This is a genomic window from Streptomyces sp. NPDC048196 (genome assembly GCF_040652715.1).
GTDB classification, from domain to species: domain Bacteria; phylum Actinomycetota; class Actinomycetes; order Streptomycetales; family Streptomycetaceae; genus Streptomyces; species Streptomyces siderophoricus.
In genome coordinates, this window is sequence record NZ_JBEZMM010000005.1 from 1 (window position 1) to 17,377 (window position 17,377).

The 17,377-nt window shown below is 70.8% G+C and carries 18 protein-coding genes; 13 read left to right on the forward strand and 5 right to left on the reverse strand.

Features of this window, described 5'->3' with window-relative positions; all coding sequences use genetic code 11:
- Positions 1 to 582 precede the first annotated feature (582 nt).
- Positions 583 to 2,172, reverse strand: coding sequence for a D-alanyl-D-alanine carboxypeptidase/D-alanyl-D-alanine-endopeptidase (dacB, locus tag AB0E02_RS08080; RefSeq protein ID WP_362137170.1), 1,590 nt, complete (start codon positions 2,170 to 2,172; stop codon positions 583 to 585).
- A gap of 86 nt (positions 2,173 to 2,258) precedes the next feature.
- Here dacB and AB0E02_RS08085 point away from each other — a divergent pair, with 86 nt between their 5' ends.
- The 9 genes from AB0E02_RS08085 to AB0E02_RS08125 all read left to right on the forward strand — a co-directional run bounded on the left by AB0E02_RS08085 (position 2,259) and on the right by AB0E02_RS08125 (position 11,106).
- Positions 2,259 to 2,750 (forward strand): inorganic diphosphatase, encoded by a 492-nt coding sequence (locus AB0E02_RS08085; protein ID WP_030414975.1) that lies wholly within the window; start codon positions 2,259 to 2,261, stop codon positions 2,748 to 2,750.
- Between the two features lie 427 nt (positions 2,751 to 3,177).
- Positions 3,178 to 5,163 carry an ABC transporter ATP-binding protein gene (locus AB0E02_RS08090; RefSeq protein ID WP_362137171.1) on the forward strand — a complete coding sequence of 662 codons (1,986 nt, stop codon included), beginning with the start codon at positions 3,178 to 3,180 and terminating at the stop codon, positions 5,161 to 5,163.
- A complete protein-coding gene (locus tag AB0E02_RS08095; RefSeq protein WP_362137381.1) occupies positions 5,160 to 6,644 on the forward strand; it encodes an NAD(P)/FAD-dependent oxidoreductase in 1,485 nt (494 codons plus the stop codon). The genes AB0E02_RS08090 and AB0E02_RS08095 overlap by 4 nt, the downstream gene beginning before the upstream one ends.
- A gap of 310 nt (positions 6,645 to 6,954) precedes the next feature.
- Positions 6,955 to 7,716, forward strand: a complete 762-nt coding sequence (locus tag AB0E02_RS08100) for a class I SAM-dependent methyltransferase (protein ID WP_362137172.1) — start codon at positions 6,955 to 6,957, stop codon at positions 7,714 to 7,716.
- Positions 7,717 to 7,757: 41 nt separating this feature from the next.
- A complete protein-coding gene (locus AB0E02_RS08105; protein ID WP_362137173.1) occupies positions 7,758 to 8,105 on the forward strand; it encodes a helix-turn-helix domain-containing protein in 348 nt (115 codons plus the stop codon).
- A 72-nt stretch (positions 8,106 to 8,177) separates the two neighbouring features.
- Complete coding sequence (locus AB0E02_RS08110; protein WP_362137174.1) at positions 8,178 to 9,191, forward strand: alpha/beta hydrolase; 1,014 nt, start codon at positions 8,178 to 8,180, stop codon at positions 9,189 to 9,191.
- A 2-nt stretch (positions 9,192 to 9,193) separates the two neighbouring features.
- Complete coding sequence (locus AB0E02_RS08115) at positions 9,194 to 9,775, forward strand: hypothetical protein (RefSeq protein ID WP_362137382.1); 582 nt, start codon at positions 9,194 to 9,196, stop codon at positions 9,773 to 9,775.
- A 127-nt stretch (positions 9,776 to 9,902) separates the two neighbouring features.
- On the forward strand, positions 9,903 to 10,085 hold the full coding sequence (locus tag AB0E02_RS08120) for a linaridin family RiPP (RefSeq protein WP_362137175.1): 183 nt from the start codon (positions 9,903 to 9,905) through the stop codon (positions 10,083 to 10,085).
- Between the two features lie 181 nt (positions 10,086 to 10,266).
- Positions 10,267 to 11,106 carry a hypothetical protein gene (locus AB0E02_RS08125; RefSeq protein ID WP_362137176.1) on the forward strand — a complete coding sequence of 280 codons (840 nt, stop codon included), beginning with the start codon at positions 10,267 to 10,269 and terminating at the stop codon, positions 11,104 to 11,106.
- 69 nt (positions 11,107 to 11,175) lie between these two features.
- Here the strand turns inward: AB0E02_RS08125 and AB0E02_RS08130 are convergent, their stop codons facing one another.
- Together AB0E02_RS08130 and AB0E02_RS08135 are read right to left on the reverse strand one after the other, a co-directional pair.
- A complete protein-coding gene (locus tag AB0E02_RS08130) occupies positions 11,176 to 12,858 on the reverse strand; it encodes a threonine/serine exporter family protein (protein ID WP_362137383.1) in 1,683 nt (560 codons plus the stop codon).
- A 462-nt stretch (positions 12,859 to 13,320) separates the two neighbouring features.
- Positions 13,321 to 14,031, reverse strand: coding sequence for a VTT domain-containing protein (locus tag AB0E02_RS08135; protein ID WP_362137177.1), 711 nt, complete (start codon positions 14,029 to 14,031; stop codon positions 13,321 to 13,323).
- Positions 14,032 to 14,252: 221 nt separating this feature from the next.
- Here AB0E02_RS08135 and AB0E02_RS08140 point away from each other — a divergent pair, with 221 nt between their 5' ends.
- Positions 14,253 to 14,621, forward strand: a complete 369-nt coding sequence (locus tag AB0E02_RS08140; protein ID WP_362137178.1) for a YbjQ family protein — start codon at positions 14,253 to 14,255, stop codon at positions 14,619 to 14,621.
- Between the two features lie 64 nt (positions 14,622 to 14,685).
- Here AB0E02_RS08140 and AB0E02_RS08145 read toward each other — a convergent pair whose 3' ends face one another.
- The gene (locus AB0E02_RS08145; protein WP_362137179.1) at positions 14,686 to 15,444 is read right to left on the reverse strand and encodes a MerR family transcriptional regulator; all 759 of its coding nucleotides are present in this window, start codon (positions 15,442 to 15,444) and stop codon (positions 14,686 to 14,688) included.
- A gap of 114 nt (positions 15,445 to 15,558) precedes the next feature.
- Between AB0E02_RS08145 and leuE the strand changes: the two genes are divergently transcribed.
- On the forward strand, positions 15,559 to 16,254 hold the full coding sequence (leuE, locus tag AB0E02_RS08150; RefSeq protein ID WP_362137180.1) for a leucine efflux protein LeuE: 696 nt from the start codon (positions 15,559 to 15,561) through the stop codon (positions 16,252 to 16,254).
- Between the two features lie 20 nt (positions 16,255 to 16,274).
- Here the strand turns inward: leuE and AB0E02_RS08155 are convergent, their stop codons facing one another.
- Entirely contained in the window at positions 16,275 to 16,418 is a 144-nt protein-coding gene (locus tag AB0E02_RS08155) for a hypothetical protein (protein WP_362137399.1), read from the reverse strand.
- A 12-nt stretch (positions 16,419 to 16,430) separates the two neighbouring features.
- On the opposite strand from AB0E02_RS08155, the gene AB0E02_RS08160 reads away from it, so the two are divergent.
- Entirely contained in the window at positions 16,431 to 16,652 is a 222-nt protein-coding gene (locus tag AB0E02_RS08160) for a DUF397 domain-containing protein (RefSeq protein ID WP_362137181.1), read from the forward strand.
- A gap of 83 nt (positions 16,653 to 16,735) precedes the next feature.
- A complete protein-coding gene (gene wrbA, locus AB0E02_RS08165) occupies positions 16,736 to 17,365 on the forward strand; it encodes an NAD(P)H:quinone oxidoreductase (protein WP_362137182.1) in 630 nt (209 codons plus the stop codon).
- Positions 17,366 to 17,377: the final 12 nt, after the last annotated feature.

The window sequence follows — 17,377 nt, forward strand, 5'->3', positions numbered from 1 at the left end:
CTCGCCGCGGGGCACCGCCCGGCCGACCGAGGCCTTGGCGCGGCGTTCCAGCAGCCGCATGATCCGGGTTCCCAAACACCGGCCCCTCCGGCCCGTCCCCTCCCGTTGGGGGAAGGGTGCGGGTGGGTAGGGGTTGGCGTGGGGACGTTCGGACCCGTAGGGGTGGGTCGAACAGATCCCGTAAGGGTCGCGAGGGCCCCCTGCGGGGCCACAACTCGGCAGGCGAGGGGCGGTATTCCCGCTGACCGGCGACACCAGGTGTACGCGCCACAACGCGCGCCCCCACTCACCCGCACACTCCCCCAACGGGAGGGGACGGGCCGGAGGGGCCGGTTGTGTGGACGTAAAGCGTCAGCAGTCCACGCAACCGGCCCCGGAGGTCCGTCACCGCACCCGACACCCATCCAGCCCGCCGCAGGCGCAACGGCGAGACCACCCGCGGCGGGAGAGACGGGTACGTGCGGGGCACCGCAAAGCGCACAACGGCGACCAAGCCCCGCGGCGGGACGGCCAGCTACGTGCGGGGCGCCGCAAAGCGCACAACGGCAACCCCCACGGCGGGAAAGCCAGGTACGTGGGAAGTCAGCGGCACCCGCAATTCGCCACCGCGGAAGCCAAGTTGTCCAGCGCCCGTTGTGCGCCCACCGCGTCCGTCGTGCCGGTGGTCATGAAGGAGAAGACCAGCAGGCGGCCGTCGGCGTCGACGACCGTGCCGGCGAGGGTGTTGACGCCGGTGAGCGTTCCCGTTTTGGCCCGGACCGCGCCGGCGCCCGCGCTCTGGCCCGTGTAGCGGTTGCTGAGGGTGCCGGTGAAGGCCGCCACCGGGAGGCCGGTGACCACGGACCGCAGGGCCGGGTGGTCGGGGGCGGCGGCCTGCAGCAGGAGGCGGGAGAGCAGCGCGGCGGACACCTTGTCGTCGCGGTCCAGGCCGCTGCCGTCCTTGAAGACCGCGCCGGCCAGCGGCAGATGCTGGCGGGCGAGGGCGTGGTGGACCGCCTCGGCGGCGCCGGCGAAGCTGGCCGGCCGGCCGGAGCCGAGGGCGGCCTGCCGGGCCAGTGCCTCGGCGATGTCGTTGTCGCTGTAGGTGAGCATCCGCTCCACGAGGGAGGAGAGGGGGAGGGAGTGCACGGCGGCCAGCCGCTGGGCGTGGGCGGGGGCCTTGGTGCCGTTCGGGGTGCCGTCGACGGTGATGCCGCGCTCGTGGAGGAGGTCGGCGAAGGTGCGGGCGGTGGCCCCGGCGGGGTCCGCGTCGCGGGGCGCCGGGCCGTGGTCGCTGTCGTCGAGGCGGGCCTCGTCGGTCATCAGCGCCGTGACCGGGGCGAGGTTCTCGTTGGGGCCGATGGGGTGCTCGACCGGCCCGGAGTAGGCGGAGGCGTCGTACCCGAGGTGCACCGTCGTGCGGTGCCGCTGCTTGAGCGCGCGGGCGGTGGCGTCGGCCAGGGTGCGGAGGTTCGCAGGCTGCTCGGCGGCGGTGGGCTGCGGGGCGCGGACGGTGAGCGTGGGGTCGCCGCCGCCGACGAGGACGATGCGGTCCTTGCCGGCCGTGACGACGGAGGTGTCGATGCGGTGCTCCGGGCCGCGGGCGGACAGCGCGGCGACGGCGGTGGCGAGCTTGACCGTGGAGGCCGGGATGGCGGCCTTGCCCTGGCCGGACCCGAAGACCTCGCGGCCGGCCGCGACGTCCACCACCGAGGCGGTGCGCAGCGGGCCCAGCGCCGGGTCCTTCAGCAGCGGCGCGAGGGCGTCGGCGAGCCCGGCGCCGGTCGGTACCGGTGCCGCGCCCCGGCCGGCGCCCGCGGCGGGGCGGACGCCGAGCGCGGGCAGCACGGGCGCGGCGCTGGGCGCCGGACGGTCGGGCTCCGCGGCGTGATGCTCACCACTGGATCCGTCGACCACCGCCGCCTCGGCGCGCTCGGCCGTACGCTGACCGGAGTCCCACGGGCCGGCCGCCGCCACCGCGACGAGCGCGACCGTCAGGCCGGTGGCTGCGGAGACCACCGTCAGCCGCCAGGTCTGCTGGGTGTGCCGCGGGGTGTCCTGCCAGGCCTGCCGTACGGTGCCGGCCGCCGCCCGGGCCGAGCGCCCGGCCGCGTCGGCCGCGTCCCGCGCGGTGCGCTGCGCCGAACGCTGCGCCGACTGCCATCTGACCTGCCATTTTCTGGTCTCCGGCACCTCGGACCAGCCCCTTTCGCCACCACACACCTGCGTGGGGGACACTTAATCACCAGACGTATGTGTTGATCATGGAGGAGCCACCCGTGGAGTTCGACGTCACCATCGAGATCCCGAAGGGTTCGCGGAACAAGTACGAGGTGGACCACGAGACCGGTCGGATCCGCCTGGACCGTCGACTCTTCACCTCGACCAGCTACCCGGCGGACTACGGCTTTGTCGAGAACACCCTGGGCGAGGACGGCGACCCGCTGGACGCCCTGGTCATCCTGGATGAGCCGACCTTCCCCGGCTGCCTCATCAAGTGCCGCGCCATCGGCATGTTCCGGATGACGGACGAGGCCGGCGGCGACGACAAGCTGCTGTGCGTCCCGGCGTCCGACCCGCGCGTGGAGCACCTGCGTGACATCCACCACGTGTCGGAGTTCGACCGCCTGGAGATCCAGCACTTCTTCGAGGTCTACAAGGACCTGGAGCCGGGCAAGTCCGTCGAGGGCGCCAACTGGGTCGGCCGTGCGGACGCCGAGGCCGAGATCGAGGCCTCGTACAAGCGTGCCGAGGCGCACGGCGGGCACTGATCGAAGCGCCCGGGCGCCGGTCGGCGCCCGGTGATTTTCGTACGCGAACGGGCGGCATCCATCCGGGTGCCGCCCGTCGTGCGTTCGGTGCGCGCCCCGCGCCGGCCCCTGCCGCCGTGCGCGACACGCCGGCGGCCAGGGAAATTCCCGTTCACCGGTAAAAAGCGGGGAAGGAAAAGTAAAGTCTGCGTGCGGCGGCCGTCCGCTCGGCGATTCACCACGAAATAAGCGCGAGATAAATTAACTTACGCCGGCCGCGTCCGCGTCCCGCCTATTCCGCGCATCGCGCTCCCGGCGGCCAATTAACCCATAACTTGACAGTGCACGGCGATGCTAGCTTCGCCGTCTTGACGAGAGCACCCCAATAGGCAAGGCGGTTCTCTGGGTCGCGCCCGGCGCGACCGTCGTCAAAGCGGGGGGAGCACTCATGGCAGATCGCGTGGGCCGCGCAAGCCAGAGGAGCAGGAGCAGACCACGCGACGGCAAACTGGTCGCCACGGTCTTCCGACAGCACACGAAGTTGCTGGTCACAGGCGTGGCACTGGGCCTGGTGGGAGTGGCCGCCTCGCTCACCCAGCCGGTGGCCATCGGCCGCCTGATCGAGGCGGCGGGCCGCGGCGAACCGCTGGGCACCCCCATCGCCTGGCTCGTCGCCCTTTTCCTGGCCGGCGCGCTCCTCACCTCGCTCCAGGCTTATGTCATCGGCCGGGCCGGGGAGAACATCGTCTTCGACGTCCGCCGGCTGCTGACCGAACGTCTGCTGCGCGCCGATCTCACCGCATTCGGGAAACGGCCGCAGGGCGATATCTTCACCCGCACGGTCACCGATACCTCACTGGTGAAGATCGCCCTTTCGCAGAGCCTGACCCAGCTGATCACCAGTGGCGTCACGGTGCTCGGCGGCGTGGTGCTGATGTTCACCATCGACGTGGGACTGATGGTCATCACCCTGGGCTGTCTCGGCGCCGCCAGCGTCGTCTCCCTCCTCCTCGCCCGGAAGCTGCGCAAGGTGGCGATGGAGAACCGCGACGACATCGGCGCGTTCGGCACCGCCGTCCAGCGCGTGCTCTCCGCCCTGCCCACCGTCAAGGCGTCCCGCGCCGAGTCCCGGGAGGCCGGCCGCATCGGCACGCTGGCCGGCCGGGCCCGGCGGTCCGGCATCCGGGGCACCGCCTACGGCGCCCTGCTGACGCCGGCCATGAACGTCGGCACGCAGGGCGCGCTGGCCGTCGTCGTCGGCGTCGGCATGGCCTGGGTGGCCCGCGGCGAGATGACCATGGCCGCCCTGACCACGTTCATCATGTACCTGTTCCAGCTGGTCTCCCCGCTGGTGATGTTCTTCATGGCGGTGGGCCAGTTCGTGCAGGGCCGGGCCGCCATCCAGAAGGTCGACGAGCTGGCCGCCATGCCCCAGGAGGGCAGCGGAACGGTGGACGCCTCCCGGGCCGCGCCCCTGGCCCTGCCGGCCCACACCCGGGCGGCGGTGGAGTTCCGCGACGTCCGCTTCGGCTACGAGCGCGACGGTGACGGCGGACGGACCCAGGTCCTGCACGGCGTCTCGTTCGGCGTCCCGGCGCGCGGGCTGACCGCCGTCGTCGGGCCGTCCGGTGCGGGCAAGACCACCCTGTTCCAGCTGATCGAACGCTTCTATCCGGCCGGCGGCGGCACCATCCTGGTCGGCGGCCGGAACATCGAGGCCCTGCCCCTCGACTCGCTGCGCGGGCTGGTCGGTTACGTCCAGCAGGACAGCGCGGCGATGCGCGGCACCGTCCGGGAGAACCTGACCTACGCCAGCCCCGACGCCGGTGAGGACGACATCCGGCAGGCGGTGGAGATGGCCGGGCTCAGCAAGGTGGTGGCCAACCTCCCGCAGGGCCTCGACACCGAACTCGGTGACCAGGGCAGCGGGTTGTCCGGCGGCCAGCGCCAACGCCTGTGCATCGCCCGCACGTTGCTCCAGAAGCCGGCGGTCATGCTGCTGGACGAGGCCACCTCCCACCTCGACTCCGACTCCGAGCGGGACTTCCGCGACGTCCTGCAGCGGGTCTCCCGGCACTGCGCGGTCATCGCCATCGCCCACCGGATCTCCACGGTGATCGACGCCGAGCAGATCGTGGTGCTGGAGGACGGCCGGGTCCGGGCCACCGGCCGGCACCAGGACCTGATGACGCGCGATGCGCTCTACCGCCGGCTGGCCGGCTCCCAGCTGCACGCCGACTCCGGCGGCCGCGCCCCGGCCCCGGCCCCGGCCCCGGCCCCGGTCCCGGTCCCGGCCCGCTACCCGGACCACACGGCCCCCCGCGACACGGAGACCACGCTCTCCCTCTCCCTGGCCTTCGGCGGGCTGCCGCCGGCCACCCTCAACGAGCAGACCATCCGGCTCCGTCCGATCAGGAGCGACGAGCAGTGGTGAACCGCACCGACGTGGCGATCGTGGGCACCGGGCCCAACGGACTCGCGGCCGGGGTGGTCCTGGCCCGCGCCGGCCTGCGGGTGGCGCTGTACGAGCGGGCCGACACCATCGGCGGCGGGCTGCGCACCGCTCCCCTCTTCGACAGCGGCGTGCTGCACGACCTCTGCTCCGCCGTGCACCCGATGGCCGCCGCCTCCCCGTTCTTCCGGGCGTTCGGCCTGGCGGAGCGCGGTGTCGAGCTGTTGCAGCCCGAGATCGCCTACGCCCATCCGCTCGACGGGGGCCGCGCGGCCCTGGCGTACCGGTCGCTGGCCGAGACCTGCGCGCACCTGGGCGCCGACGGCCCGCGCTGGCGGCGGCTGATGGCGCCGCTGGTGGAGCACAGCGACGGCATCGTCGGCCTGATCATGAACGGGCAGCGCCGGCTGCCGCGGGACCCCGCGGCGGCCCTGCTGCTGGCGGCCCGGGTGGCGGTGCACGGCACCGCGCTCGGCGCACGGTACTTCCGCGGTGAGGAGGCGGCCGCCCTGCTCACCGGGGTCGCCGCCCACGCGGTCGGCAGGCTGCCGAGCCCGGCGGGCGGCGCGGTGGCCGTGCTGCTGGGCCACCTCGCGCACGGCTCGGGCTGGCCGCTGCCCCGCGGCGGCAGCGTCCGCATCGCCGAGGTGCTGGCCGCGGACATCACCGCGCACGGCGGCGTCTTCCACACCGGGCACGAGGTGACGGACCTCGCCCAACTGGACGGCGCCCGGGCGGTGTTGCTCGACACCAGCCCCAAGAACGTGCTGGCGCTCGCCGGCGACCGGCTGCCCCGCTCGTACGCGCGCGGCCTGGCGCGGTTCCGGTACGGCCCGGGCGCCGCCAAGGTCGACTTCCTCATCTCCGAGCCGATCCCCTGGGCCGATCCCGCGGTCGGCCGGGCCGGCTCGGTGCATCTGGGCGGCACCCGCGCCGACATCATCCGGCAGGAGACCGCGACCGCCCGCCGGATCCGCACCCGGGAGCCCTTCGTGCTCGTGGTGGACCCGGCGGCGACCGATCCGGGACGCGCGCTGCCCGGGAAGCGCCCGGTGTGGGCGTACGCACATGTGCCGAACGGCGATCCCACCGACCCGTTCGAGCTGGTGCGGGCCCGCATCGAGCGCTACGCCCCGGGTTTCGGGGACACCGTCCTCGCGCACCGCTCGGTGCCCGCCGCGTCGTACGAGACCTACAACCCCAATTACGTGGGCGGGGACATCGGCACCGGCGCGATGACGCTGTACCAGAGCATCGCCCGGCCCGTTCCGCGCTTCGATCCGTACCGCACGCCGCTGCCCGGCGTCTTCCTGTGTTCCTCGGCCACTCCGCCGGGGCCCGGTGTGCACGGCATGTCCGGCTATTTCGCGGCGCTCTCCGCGCTCCGACATTGTTTCGGTATACGCAACGCAGCCGACGTGTCACTCTCACCGACACCGCGTCAATTCAGCCCTGCGCACTAATGCAGGAACACTCATCTGTTTCGTCGTCAACCACTCCCAACGCCCGCGCCAGGCATGGGGATTGCGCCAGATAATCGATTGCCAGCCCGCAGACGTGGCTGATATTGTTCGTTCTAAAGTTACTCCCCCCACACTTCGTTGAGACGTCATCAGGGGATCGGCATCAGCTGCTGGTCTGACCAACCATGCAGACGGCTGCGGTTCTTCCGCCCGGCCGCCCTTCGGTGGCGTGTCACGCCTTGCCTCGCTCTTCGTCTTCTTGACGTTCCCCGGGCATCGACAGTGGGGGCAAAAGAGAGGGGAAGCTCGGGTGGAAAACGGGGTCCAGGACATAGGCTACGGGCGGCAGTTCGAGGGTTGGTACGACCGACTGATCCCGGACGACGCCATTACCGCCGCCGCCGTCGAGGGGCTGGCGGCCCTCCATCCCGATCCCGAGGGGGGAACCCTTGAGTTCGGCGTCGGCACCGGCCGCATTGCCCTCCCACTCTCCGGGAAGGTCGGCCACATAACGGGCGTGGACTCCTCGCCCGAGATGCTGGACATGCTCCGCGTCAAACTGAACGACGGCGCCGGGGACGTCACTCCGGTGCACGGCGACATCCGCACCTACACCTCGGAATCCCGCTATGCGCTGGTGTACTGCGTATGCGCGACGCTTTCGTGTCTCACCACGCCCGAGGACCAGCGGCAGGCCGTCCGGCGCGCGGCCGATCTCGTCGCCCCCGGCGGCCGGCTCGTCATCGAGACGCACAACAAGCCGCCGATCCTGGCCATGCACGAAGGCCTCACCCGCACCACCTACTTCCTGCCCCACCCGGAGCCCGGCACCGGCGTGCAGACCCACTCCACCCTGCTGGAGGGCGGTCTGTGGCACTGCTCGCACATCCTGTACCAGGCCGACGGGACCACCAGGGTCGGCTCCGAACTCACCCGCCTGACCACGCCCGAGGACATCGACGGCTACGCCCTGGCGGCCGGGCTCACGCCCGAATCCCACCTCGCGCACTGGGACGGAAGTCCCTACAGCGAACGCGCCCCGATGTTCATCTGCAGTTACCTCAAGCACTGAGGGCAGCACCCAGAAAAACGGATGACGAAAGAGGATCGCACGTGGGACGTCCTCCGATATTGCCGGCAGACAAGAAATTCGCTCTGGTACTGAGAGTGGTGACCGGCGAACTGACCGCAGCCGAAGCAGCTCGAGAGGCAGGAGTCTCCGAGCAGTCCGTCTCGAACTGGCGCCGGCAGTTTATTGAGGGGGCCCGTAATGGCCTCGCCGGCGAGAGTGGCAAGACTTCTGAAAATGCCTCCCGGACAGCCGAACTCACCCAAGAGATCGCCAACCTGAAGGCCACGATAGGCGAGCTGTACATGGAACTCCGGAAGCACACCCGGAGCGCCGGAGTCCGTGTACCGATGCCCCGCGGGCGGACGCACCCCGCACAAAGAGTCAATTAACTCGTTATTTTATCCGGGAACCGCGTGTTAGGTTTCTCAGCAACAGCCACTTCGAATTCGGGGGAGGGGAATGTGGCGTCTCTTGAGCGCCAATTCGCCGTCGGCATGGCCGGTCTGGCCGGCGCCAGCCTTCTGACCGGTGCGGTAACGCGATTCACCGGTAAGCGCGAGCGTGCACGTCGTTACCTGCTGCACGAGAGGCCGGACGGCAGCCTCGTCGAGGTTGACGTCCATATTCCTCCGCAGGCGCAGCGCGCCGTGCTGTTCGACAACGGCATGGGTGCGCCCCAGGAATACTGGGACTGGATCTGCGGCGCACTTCCCGCGGACATGGGATACGTGCGGTTCAACCGCCCCGGTTACGGGCTCAGCACGCCGTCCACCCAATACGGCCTGGAGCCGCACTTCGAGCTCCTGCAGGAGCTGCGCGACACCTACATCGCCGACCTTCCGGTCGTCCTGGCCGGCCATTCCCTGGGCGGATACTTCGTCGCGGCCTATGCGGCGCGGCATCCGGACGCGGTGAAGGGCGTGACCCACGTGGTCATGATCGACGCCACCGAAGTGGTCAGCCTGCGTCACTCCCGCCGTACCGATGTCGACCGGTGGTCCCACCAGCGCATGCTGATGGAGCAGGTGTTCGCGGCGACGGGCCTCGCGGTCTTCCGCCCCGCCATGAACGCGCACCAGCAGTACCGCCCGGAGGTCAACCGGAGCTACACGGCATTCCTGGCGAACCCCCGTACCTGGGCCAAGGCCTACCGGGAGTACCGGGACGCCATGACCTATCCGGAACTGACCGATCTCGACTGCCCGTTGACCGTCGTCACGGCGGAGAACAACTTCGGCGACAACACCCTGCACGCCGGGATCCAGGCCAGGCTGGCCGTCATCTCGGACCGGGCCCGGCACCACTTCGTCAACGGCTCCGACCACGAGTCCATCCTCGCCGTGCAGCCGCACGCCGAAGAGGTGGCGGAGCTGATCGCCGGCGAACCGCCCGCCGGTCCGCTCGGACCGTCGTGGCAGCCGTCCACGTCCACCAAGAAGCGCCCGGCCGCGGAGCGGGAGGAGGAACTCACGTGATCATGAAAGTGAACACCGAACGGGTGAAGACCGTCGCCGTGACGGCGTCACTCGCCGCATGGCTGGCCGCGACGGCCGTGGCACAGATCCCCGAGCAGCGCTTCGACAACCTCATGCGCCGCGGAAAGGTCTGGATCCCGACCCCGAACTGGCGCTTCTTCGGGCCGAACCCCGGCACCAAGGACAACCACCTGCTCTACCGCGACATCGTGGACGGCAAGCCCGGTGAGTGGACGGAGGTGCCGATCGTCCGCGACCGGCCGTGGTACGCACTGGCCTGGAACGCCCGCAACCGCGCCCCGAAGGCCCTGTTCGACGCCACCCAGCACACCCTCGCCCAGGCGGTCGCCTTCGGCTCGGACGTGCTCCCCGTGACGACGGCGTCCGGATACCGGCTGCTGGCCCGCTACATCCAGCTCCACCTGCCCCACGCCGAAGGCACCACGCACAGCCAGTTCATGCTGCTGCATTCCTTCCCCACCAGCCCCGAAGACCGGCACATCGACCCCGTCTTCGTCTCCCTGGAATTCCCTCTGGACGGAGACGTCACCCCCACCAACGCCCCATCTCTGCTAGCCGCATAGCGAGCCGTTCAACCCTGTCGACTGGAAGCTGCGAGCTCACTCGGCACCTTTGCCGCGTGAGTCCGCGCCCTCCCGCCGAACGGCTGGAGAACTCGCTCTGAGATTTTCTGAGAGAAAGAGGAAAGAAATGTCCATCGTGGCTGACTTCGCCAACACCGAGCTGGCCGACGTGACCCCGGGCCGCATCGGCAACGACGCGACCCCGACCATGCTCACCCCGCTGGCCGCCCTCGCCACCCCCGAGGGTGTCGCCGTGACCTCCGCCACCGCTTACGCGCTGCACGAGGTCACCAAGGACATCCAGCGCTGACCATCCGACCGGCAGGCGATGCTGACCGGCATCGTTAGTCCCGTCCGATGAAAGATGCGGCGGCACGGTACGCCCGATACGCATACCGTGCCGCCGTTTTCCATACCCACCGTACTCGCATCACAATCGGGAGCACCCCACCATGTTCCTCAGCGCTCCGCCCGAGGTCACGGCACGCCGAGTGGCTTCGCTGGGTACGCTGGTCTCCGCACTGGAAATGCTGAGCCAGACGCGTAAGTTCGAAGACGGCGAAATGCTGAGCGGCCAGATTGCGAACATGCGCCCCAAGTTCGCCAAGCGCTTTCCCCGGCTGACCCGCGCCCTCGAATCCAAGAAGGCAGCGGCCGCCCTCTACGGAGTGCAGGCGGGTGCTTCTGCCGCCACGCTGATCTGGGGTCACAAGCGCGCGGTCCGCACCGCGGGCAGCGCCGTGCTCGCGGTGACCGGCGCGGCCGGGCGGCTGCGCTCCCCCTTCGGTGGGGACGGCGCCGACCAGCTCCAGCAGGTGATCAACATCGTCCTGGCCTCGACCGGCACCTTCAAGGACGGCGAGAAGGCCCGCGACGTGGCCATGCGGGCCCTGGCCCTGGAGACGACCATCTCCTACGTCGCGTCCGGCGTGGTCAAGCTCGTGTCCCCGGTGTGGCTCAGCGGCGAGGCGTTCAGCGGCGTCATCCGTACCCACAACTACGGCGACCAGCGCATCTACCAGCTCGTGCACAAGTACCCGATGCTGGGCAAGCTCATCACCTGGGGAACGGTCGCCGCGGAGGTCGGCTTCCCGCTGGTCTTCGTGCTGCCGAAGCCCGCCGCCAAGGCATGGCTCGGCTCGATGACGCTCTTCCACCTGGGCATCGGGCAGTTCATGGGCCTCAACCGTTTCGTGCTGGCCTTCGGCGCCACCCACCCGGCGCTGCTCTACGTCTTCGCGCAGAGCGAGCAGCCCGCCCTCACCCACAGCGCACGGCGCGCGCTCACCGCCGGCGCGAAGTCCGCGCCGGCGGCCAAGGCCGCGGCCTGACCGGGGAGACACCCCGGGGGGGGTGTCTCCCCCCAGGGGTTTCCCCCAAGCGCGGGGCGGGGCCGCCCGCTAGAACCCGCGGGTCCGCTTGGCCGCGCGGCGGCCGGCGCCCGCCTCCAGCAACCCGGGCGCCCGCAGGAACAGCCGGGCGACCTCGGAACCGAGGTTGACCCCCACCGCGATGGCCAGCGCCAGCGAGGCCGCCTGCACCAGCGACGTCAGCCCCTGCGGCAGATGCCCCTGGGCGAAGTTGAGCAGCCCGAAGTACGTGGCACTACCGGGCAGCAGCGGGCCGATCGCGGCGGTCACGTACGGCAGCGCGGACGCGTACCGGTACCGCGACAGCAGCTGCCCGAACAGGCCCACCAGACCGGCCGCGATCGCGGTGGCCGGCACCGGGTTGATCCCCGCCACATTGGCGAGCGCCCCGTACACCACCCACGCCACCCCGCCGTTCAGCGTCGCGAACGCCACGGTGTGACGTTCCTGCTGGAGCAGGACGCAGAACGCCAGCGCCAGCAGCATCGCCGCGAAGGTCTGCACCAGCGGCGCGTTGTACGAGCCCAGCGCCTGCTCCGGATTGAGCCGCTTCAGGCCCGGACTCACCTGCAACCCGATGTACAGCACGCTCAGCACGCCGACGACGATGCCGACGATCAGATAGCCGACCTCCAGCAGCCGGGCCGCGGCGGTGATGTAGTAGCCGGTCAGTCCGTCGTGCACCCCGGCGACCAGCGCCCGCCCCGGGATCAGCGCGAACAGCCCACCGGTGATCACCGCGGAAGCCTGCACGCTGGAGTGCGCCAGCCCGAAGGCCAGACCCACCGCGGCCGGCGGCATCGCGGCCACCACGAACTGGTAGAACTCCGGCAGCCCGCGTCCGGACGCCAGCCACGCCAGCCGGTCACCGAGCATCGAACCCACCGCCGCCGCGAGGAACACCAGCGACCCGCCGCCGACCAGCATCGACGCCGCACCGGACAGCAGCCCGGAGGCCACCGTCAGCGCCCAGCTCGGGTACGGGTGCCGGTTACGACGGATCTCGGCCAGCCCCCGGTACGCCTCCTCCAGGGTGATCCCCTCGGAGGTGATCTCGTCGACCAGCCGGAACACCGCCGACAGCCGGTTGTAGTCCACCCCGCGCCGCCGCACCGTCCGGCTGGCCGTCACCGGGTCGTCGACCAGCGACGGCTGGTACGAGATCGACAGCAGGGTGAAGGTGACGGTCGGCTCGACCCGCTCCAGCCCGTAGGCGTGCGCCACGCCGAACATCGCCGCCTCGACGTCCTCGGCGCCCTCACCGCCGGCGAGCAGGATCTCGCCGATGCGCAGGGTCAGGTCGAGGACGCGGGGGACGGCCGGGCCGGTGTCCTCGTCGCCGCGCTCCCGGCGCTCGGGGACCGGCCGCTCGCCGACCGGCATCCGCAGCATCGTGCGCATCCGGTCCTGCCACGGCGCCTCCTTGGTGAGGCTGACCGTGGGGATGCCGTGCGGCGGCGTGAAGGCCAGGCCCATGGCGGTGGCGCCCACCGGGGTGGGCACCGGGGTCTGGCCCGTGGTGGTGCCGGCCGGCGGTGTGAAAGCGGAGCCCTCCTGCTCGGCGGGCGGCTCCGGGCGCAGGCCCGCGGGCAGGGCGAACTCGGAAGTGGGGTGCTCGTCCTCGGGCAGCGGCGGGTACGGCACGCCGAGCGGCGGCGTGAAGGCGCTGTGCGCCTCGTCGGAGGCCGGCTTGCGGTCCTCGATGGGGCCCATGCCGCTGCCGCTCGGCTTGGTGTCGCTGGGCTTGGTGCCGTTGTTGTCGCTGTCGGTGTTGCGCTGGCCGCGTTGTGGGTCCGACGCCACGGTGTTCGCTCCTCCTGTGCCGAATCGCTGCGCTCTGCGGGTGCTGCGCTCTGGCCGCCTACCCACGATGCTTGCATGCCCGCCGTTGCGCTTTGCGGCGCCTCCCACGCAGCCGGCTGTCCCGCCGTGGGGGTTGCTCGCCGTGGCGCCTGCGGCGGGCGGGTGTGTTTTGGGTGCGGTGACGGTCCTCCGGGGGCTTGTTCATGGACTGCTGACGCTCTACGCTCCGCTGCGCTCCGCCTTCGCTCTCTATTCGAGCCATCCGAAGCGAAGCCCACGAACAAGCCCCCTCCGGCCCGTCCCCTCCCGCTGGGGGGAAGGAGGGGGGCCGGTGGGGGCTGGTGTCGGTGGTCCCGTTGCCGGGTCGTTCGCTCAGCGCTTGGCGTGGCGGCCTCGGCGGGCCGGTTCGGCGGCTGATGCGCCGTGCGGGCGGGGGCCGGCCGGGGCGGCCGGGGCTTCCTTCTTTGCCTTGCCGCGGGCGCGCAGGAACTCGATCGCGATCGGCACGACCGAGATCAGCACGATCGCGATCAGGATCATCTCGATGTTCTTGTGGACGAACTTGATGTTGCCGAGCAGCGAGCCCAGCAGCGTCACACCCGCACCCCACAGCGCGCCGCCGATGAGGTTGAAGGTGATGAAGGGGCGGTAGTTCATCCGGCTCACGCCCGCGATGATCGGCGTGAACGTCCGGACGATCGGCACGAAGCGGGCCAGGATCAGCGACTTCGGGCCGTACTTCTCGAAGAATTCATGGCCCTTGACCACGTTCTCCTGCTTGAAGAGCTTGGAGTCGGGCCGCTTGAAGAGCGACGGTCCCACCTTGCGGCCGAAGAGGTAGCCGGCCTGGTCGCCGAGGACCGCCGCGAGCACGATCAGCACGCACACCGCCCACAGCGGCTGGGTGATCTTGTTCGTCGTGACCAGCAGGCCGGTGGTGAACAGCAGCGCGTCGCCCGGCAGGAAGAAGCCGATCAGCAGGCCGGACTCCGCGAAGACGATGACCAGGACGCCGATCAGGCCGAACGTCGCGATCAGATAGTCCGGGTCCAGCCACTGGGGGCCGAGCGCGAGAGTATTCACGGGGTGAAGGCTCCTGGGTCGAGGGCGCCGGATCGTGCGGTGCGACGAGCGGGGTACGAGCGGTGGACGGGCCCGGGCGCCGGGTGTCGGCCCAAAGCTATCAACGCCCCGCGGCCCCCCTCGGTTCCAGGCGCCCGCCCCGGGCCCCACCCGACCGCTCCCCCACCGCTGGCCGCGCCCCCGGACCCGGGTGATCCTGGCCACTGAGGAGGTGCGCACCCATGGGCATCGAGGATTACGGCGGCGGACAGCACGCACAGTCCGACGTCCTGGTGGTGACGACGAACGACGTCCCCGGGTTTCACGTGGAACGGGTCGTCGGCGAGGTCTTCGGCCTCACCGTGCGCTCCCGCCACCTCGGCAGCCAGATCGGCGCCGGCCTGAAGTCGCTGGTCGGCGGCGAACTGCGGGGACTGACCAAGACCCTCGTGGAGACCCGCAACCAGGCGATGGAGCGGCTGATCGAACAGGCCCGCTCGCGCGGCGCGAACGCGGTGCTGATGTTCCGCTTCGACGTCACGGAAGCGGCGGACGTGGGCACCGAGGTGTGCGCCTACGGGACCGCCGTGGTGATCGCCCCCCTGGGCTGAGAGCGCGATCGCACGGGCCGGGGCGCCCGGCGGGGAACTGCGCCGCCCGGCCCGTACGGCTGGATCACAGGTGGCGGACCGCGTTGGCCAGCATGGCGTCCCGCATGTACACGGCGAGGCCGGGCCGGATCGCCTCGTAGGTGGCGGTGAACCGCTCATCGGCGACGTACATCTCGCCGAGCCCGGTGTGCGCCTCGTAGGAGCACGCGTAGTAGCAGCGGCCGATGTACTGCCGGTGCTCCTCCGCGACGTCCATCGCCGCCTCGGAATCCGCCGGCACGCCCTCGGCGAGCAGATCGGCCATCCTGCGGTGGAGGGCGTCGAATTCCGCCGTCAGCCGCTGCCAGTCCTCCTTCGTGTACGCCGCCGTCCTGCGCTGCGACTCCTCGTAGGCGTCCGTCCCGCCCCAGCGCTCCTCGGCCTCCGCGGCATACGCATCGGGGTCGAATTCCCCGAAGACCTCGAATTTCTCCTCCGGTGTGAGCCGTACGTTCATCCTGCGTGCCTCCATGGCGTGTTCGACGGCCGCGGCCATGTCCTGCAGCTTGCCGATCCGGGCGGTCAGCAGGTCGTGCTGGCGCCGCAGGTGTTCCTGCGGATCGGCGCCCGGATCGTCCAGGAGGGCCGCGACCTCGTCGAGCGGGAAACCGAGCTCGCGGTAGAACAGGATCTGCTGCAGCCGGTCCAGGTCGTCGTCGCCGTAACGACGGTGACCTGCGCGGTTGCGTTCACCGGGGTGCAGCAGCCCGATCTCGTCGTAGTGGTGCAAGGTGCGCACCGTCACCCCGGCGAAGGCCGCGACCTGCCCTACCGAATAGCTCACTCCCGCTCCCTTCTCGGTACGCACGCAACGATGTGTCCTCACGCCGCGTGAGGTGCAAGTCCGCATCCTGAAAAACCGTGGGGCGACCGAATCGGGGGTGAGATCCTTCCGCCCATGCTGGGGATAACGGATCTGTCGACCTACTTGGCCGGGCTCGCGCTGATCATTCTGCTGCCGGGGCCCAATTCGCTGTACGTCGTCTCGGTGGCGGCCCGGCGCGGCCCCCGGGTCGCGTACCGGGCGGCCGCCGGAGTGCTGTGCGGCGACACGGTGCTGATGACCCTGTCCGCGGGCGGCGTCGCCTCCCTGCTGCAGGCCAGCCCGGTCCTCTTCGGCATCGTCAAGTTCGCCGGCGCGGGCTACCTCACCTGGCTCGCGGTCGGGATGCTGCGCGGCGCCTGGGCGCTGTGGCACGGCCGCGAGGCGCGGAAGGCGACGCGCGACGCGGAGACCTCGGAGCCGGCCGGTGCCGCCGCGGCCCCTGCGGTGTCCCGCAAGGAGGCCGCCGAACGCCCCTACCGCCGCGCCCTGATCGTCAGTCTCCTCAACCCCAAGGCGATCCTCTTCTTCATCTCCTTCTTCGTGCAGTTCGTGGACCCGTCCTACGCCCACCCGGTGCTGTCGTTCCTGACCCTGGGCGCGTGGGCCCAGCTGTTCAGCTTCACGTACCTGTCGATCCTGATCTTCAGCGGTACGTACCTGGCGGCCACCTTCCGCCGCCGCCGGCGCCTGACCGCGGGCCTGTCCGCGGGCGCCGGCGCGGCCTTCCTCGGCTTCGCCGCGAAACTGTCCCTGGCCGGCGCAAGCTGAAGCCTTCGCTTTTCTTGCCGCTAACGCGCTGCCGCCGCCTTGTGCAGGACATCCGTGAGCCTGCGGGCCGTCTCGGCGTTGCAGTTCCCGAGCGCGACCAGCGGCAGCGCGGAACTCCCCGCGAACCCCGGCAGATCGACGCCGAGCGACGGCAAAAGCGGCAAGGGGATACAGAGATGAAGCCCAGCAACAAGCTTGACCTGAGCTCTGCCACCTGGCGCAGGTCCAGCCACAGCAACCCCGACGGCGCCAACTGCGTGGAGGTCCGCGACGACGCTCCCGGCCTCGTCCCCGTGCGGGACAGCAAGGACCCGCACGGCCCGGTGCTCACCTTCGCCGGCACCCACTGGTCCGCCTTCGTCGACGCCGTCAAGGACGGAACGCTCGGCGACGCCTGAGCCATCAAGGCGGGCCGAGCGGCCGACGGTAATGGCTACCCCCTCCTCATGCCCGTATTGTCGGGCATGAGGAGGTATGCCGTATGCACCTGCCCGTGCACGACGTGCACGTCGCCGTCATCTACTACTCGTCGACCGGCACCATCGCCACGCTCGCCCAGTGGATCGCGGACGCCGCCGAGCACGCGGGCGCGGACGTACGGCTGCGGCGGACCGCCGAACTCGCGCCGCAGACCGCGATCGACGCCAACCCGGCATGGACGGCCAACGCCACGGCCACCGCGGACATCCTGGAAGCCTCCCACGAGGACATGCTCTGGGCGGACGCGGTGATCTTCGGGACACCGACCCGGTTCGGGAACGTCAGCGCCCAGCTCAAGGAGTACCTCGACACCCTCGGCGGCCTCTGGCACCAGGGCAGACTGGCCGACAAGGTCTACAGCGGGTTCACCGCGAGCGCCACCCGGCACGGCGGCCAGGAGTCCACCCTGCTGGCGCTCTACCAGACCGTCCACCACTTCGGCGGCATCCTCGTCACCCCCGGCTACACCGACCCGGCGAAATACCGGGACGGCAACCCGTACGGCACCTCCCACACCGGCGGCCCGGACACCCCGCTCGACGACGACGCGCGCACCGCCGCCCGCATCCAGGCGCAGCGCGTCGTGCGGTTCACCAAAGCCATCAAGCACGGCCTGGCGCCGGCAACCTGACGCGAAGGGGCG

What these genes read in the sequence shown, in the direction of transcription:
- AB0E02_RS08090 (WP_362137171.1), top strand. Translation starts at nt 3,178, where the DNA reads ATGGCAGATCGCGTGGGCCGCGCAAGCCAGAGGAGCAGGAGCAGACCA.
- AB0E02_RS08115 (WP_362137382.1), top strand. Translation starts at nt 9,194, where the DNA reads ATGAAAGTGAACACCGAACGGGTGAAGACCGTCGCCGTGACGGCGTCA.
- AB0E02_RS08120 (WP_362137175.1), top strand. Translation starts at nt 9,903, where the DNA reads ATGTCCATCGTGGCTGACTTCGCCAACACCGAGCTGGCCGACGTGACC.
- AB0E02_RS08130 (WP_362137383.1), bottom strand. Translation starts at nt 12,858, where the DNA reads ATGGGCCCCATCGAGGACCGCAAGCCGGCCTCCGACGAGGCGCACAGC.
- AB0E02_RS08140 (WP_362137178.1), top strand. Translation starts at nt 14,253, where the DNA reads ATGGGCATCGAGGATTACGGCGGCGGACAGCACGCACAGTCCGACGTC.
- leuE (WP_362137180.1), top strand. Translation starts at nt 15,559, where the DNA reads ATGCTGGGGATAACGGATCTGTCGACCTACTTGGCCGGGCTCGCGCTG.
- AB0E02_RS08160 (WP_362137181.1), top strand. Translation starts at nt 16,431, where the DNA reads ATGAAGCCCAGCAACAAGCTTGACCTGAGCTCTGCCACCTGGCGCAGG.
- wrbA (WP_362137182.1), top strand. Translation starts at nt 16,736, where the DNA reads ATGCACCTGCCCGTGCACGACGTGCACGTCGCCGTCATCTACTACTCG.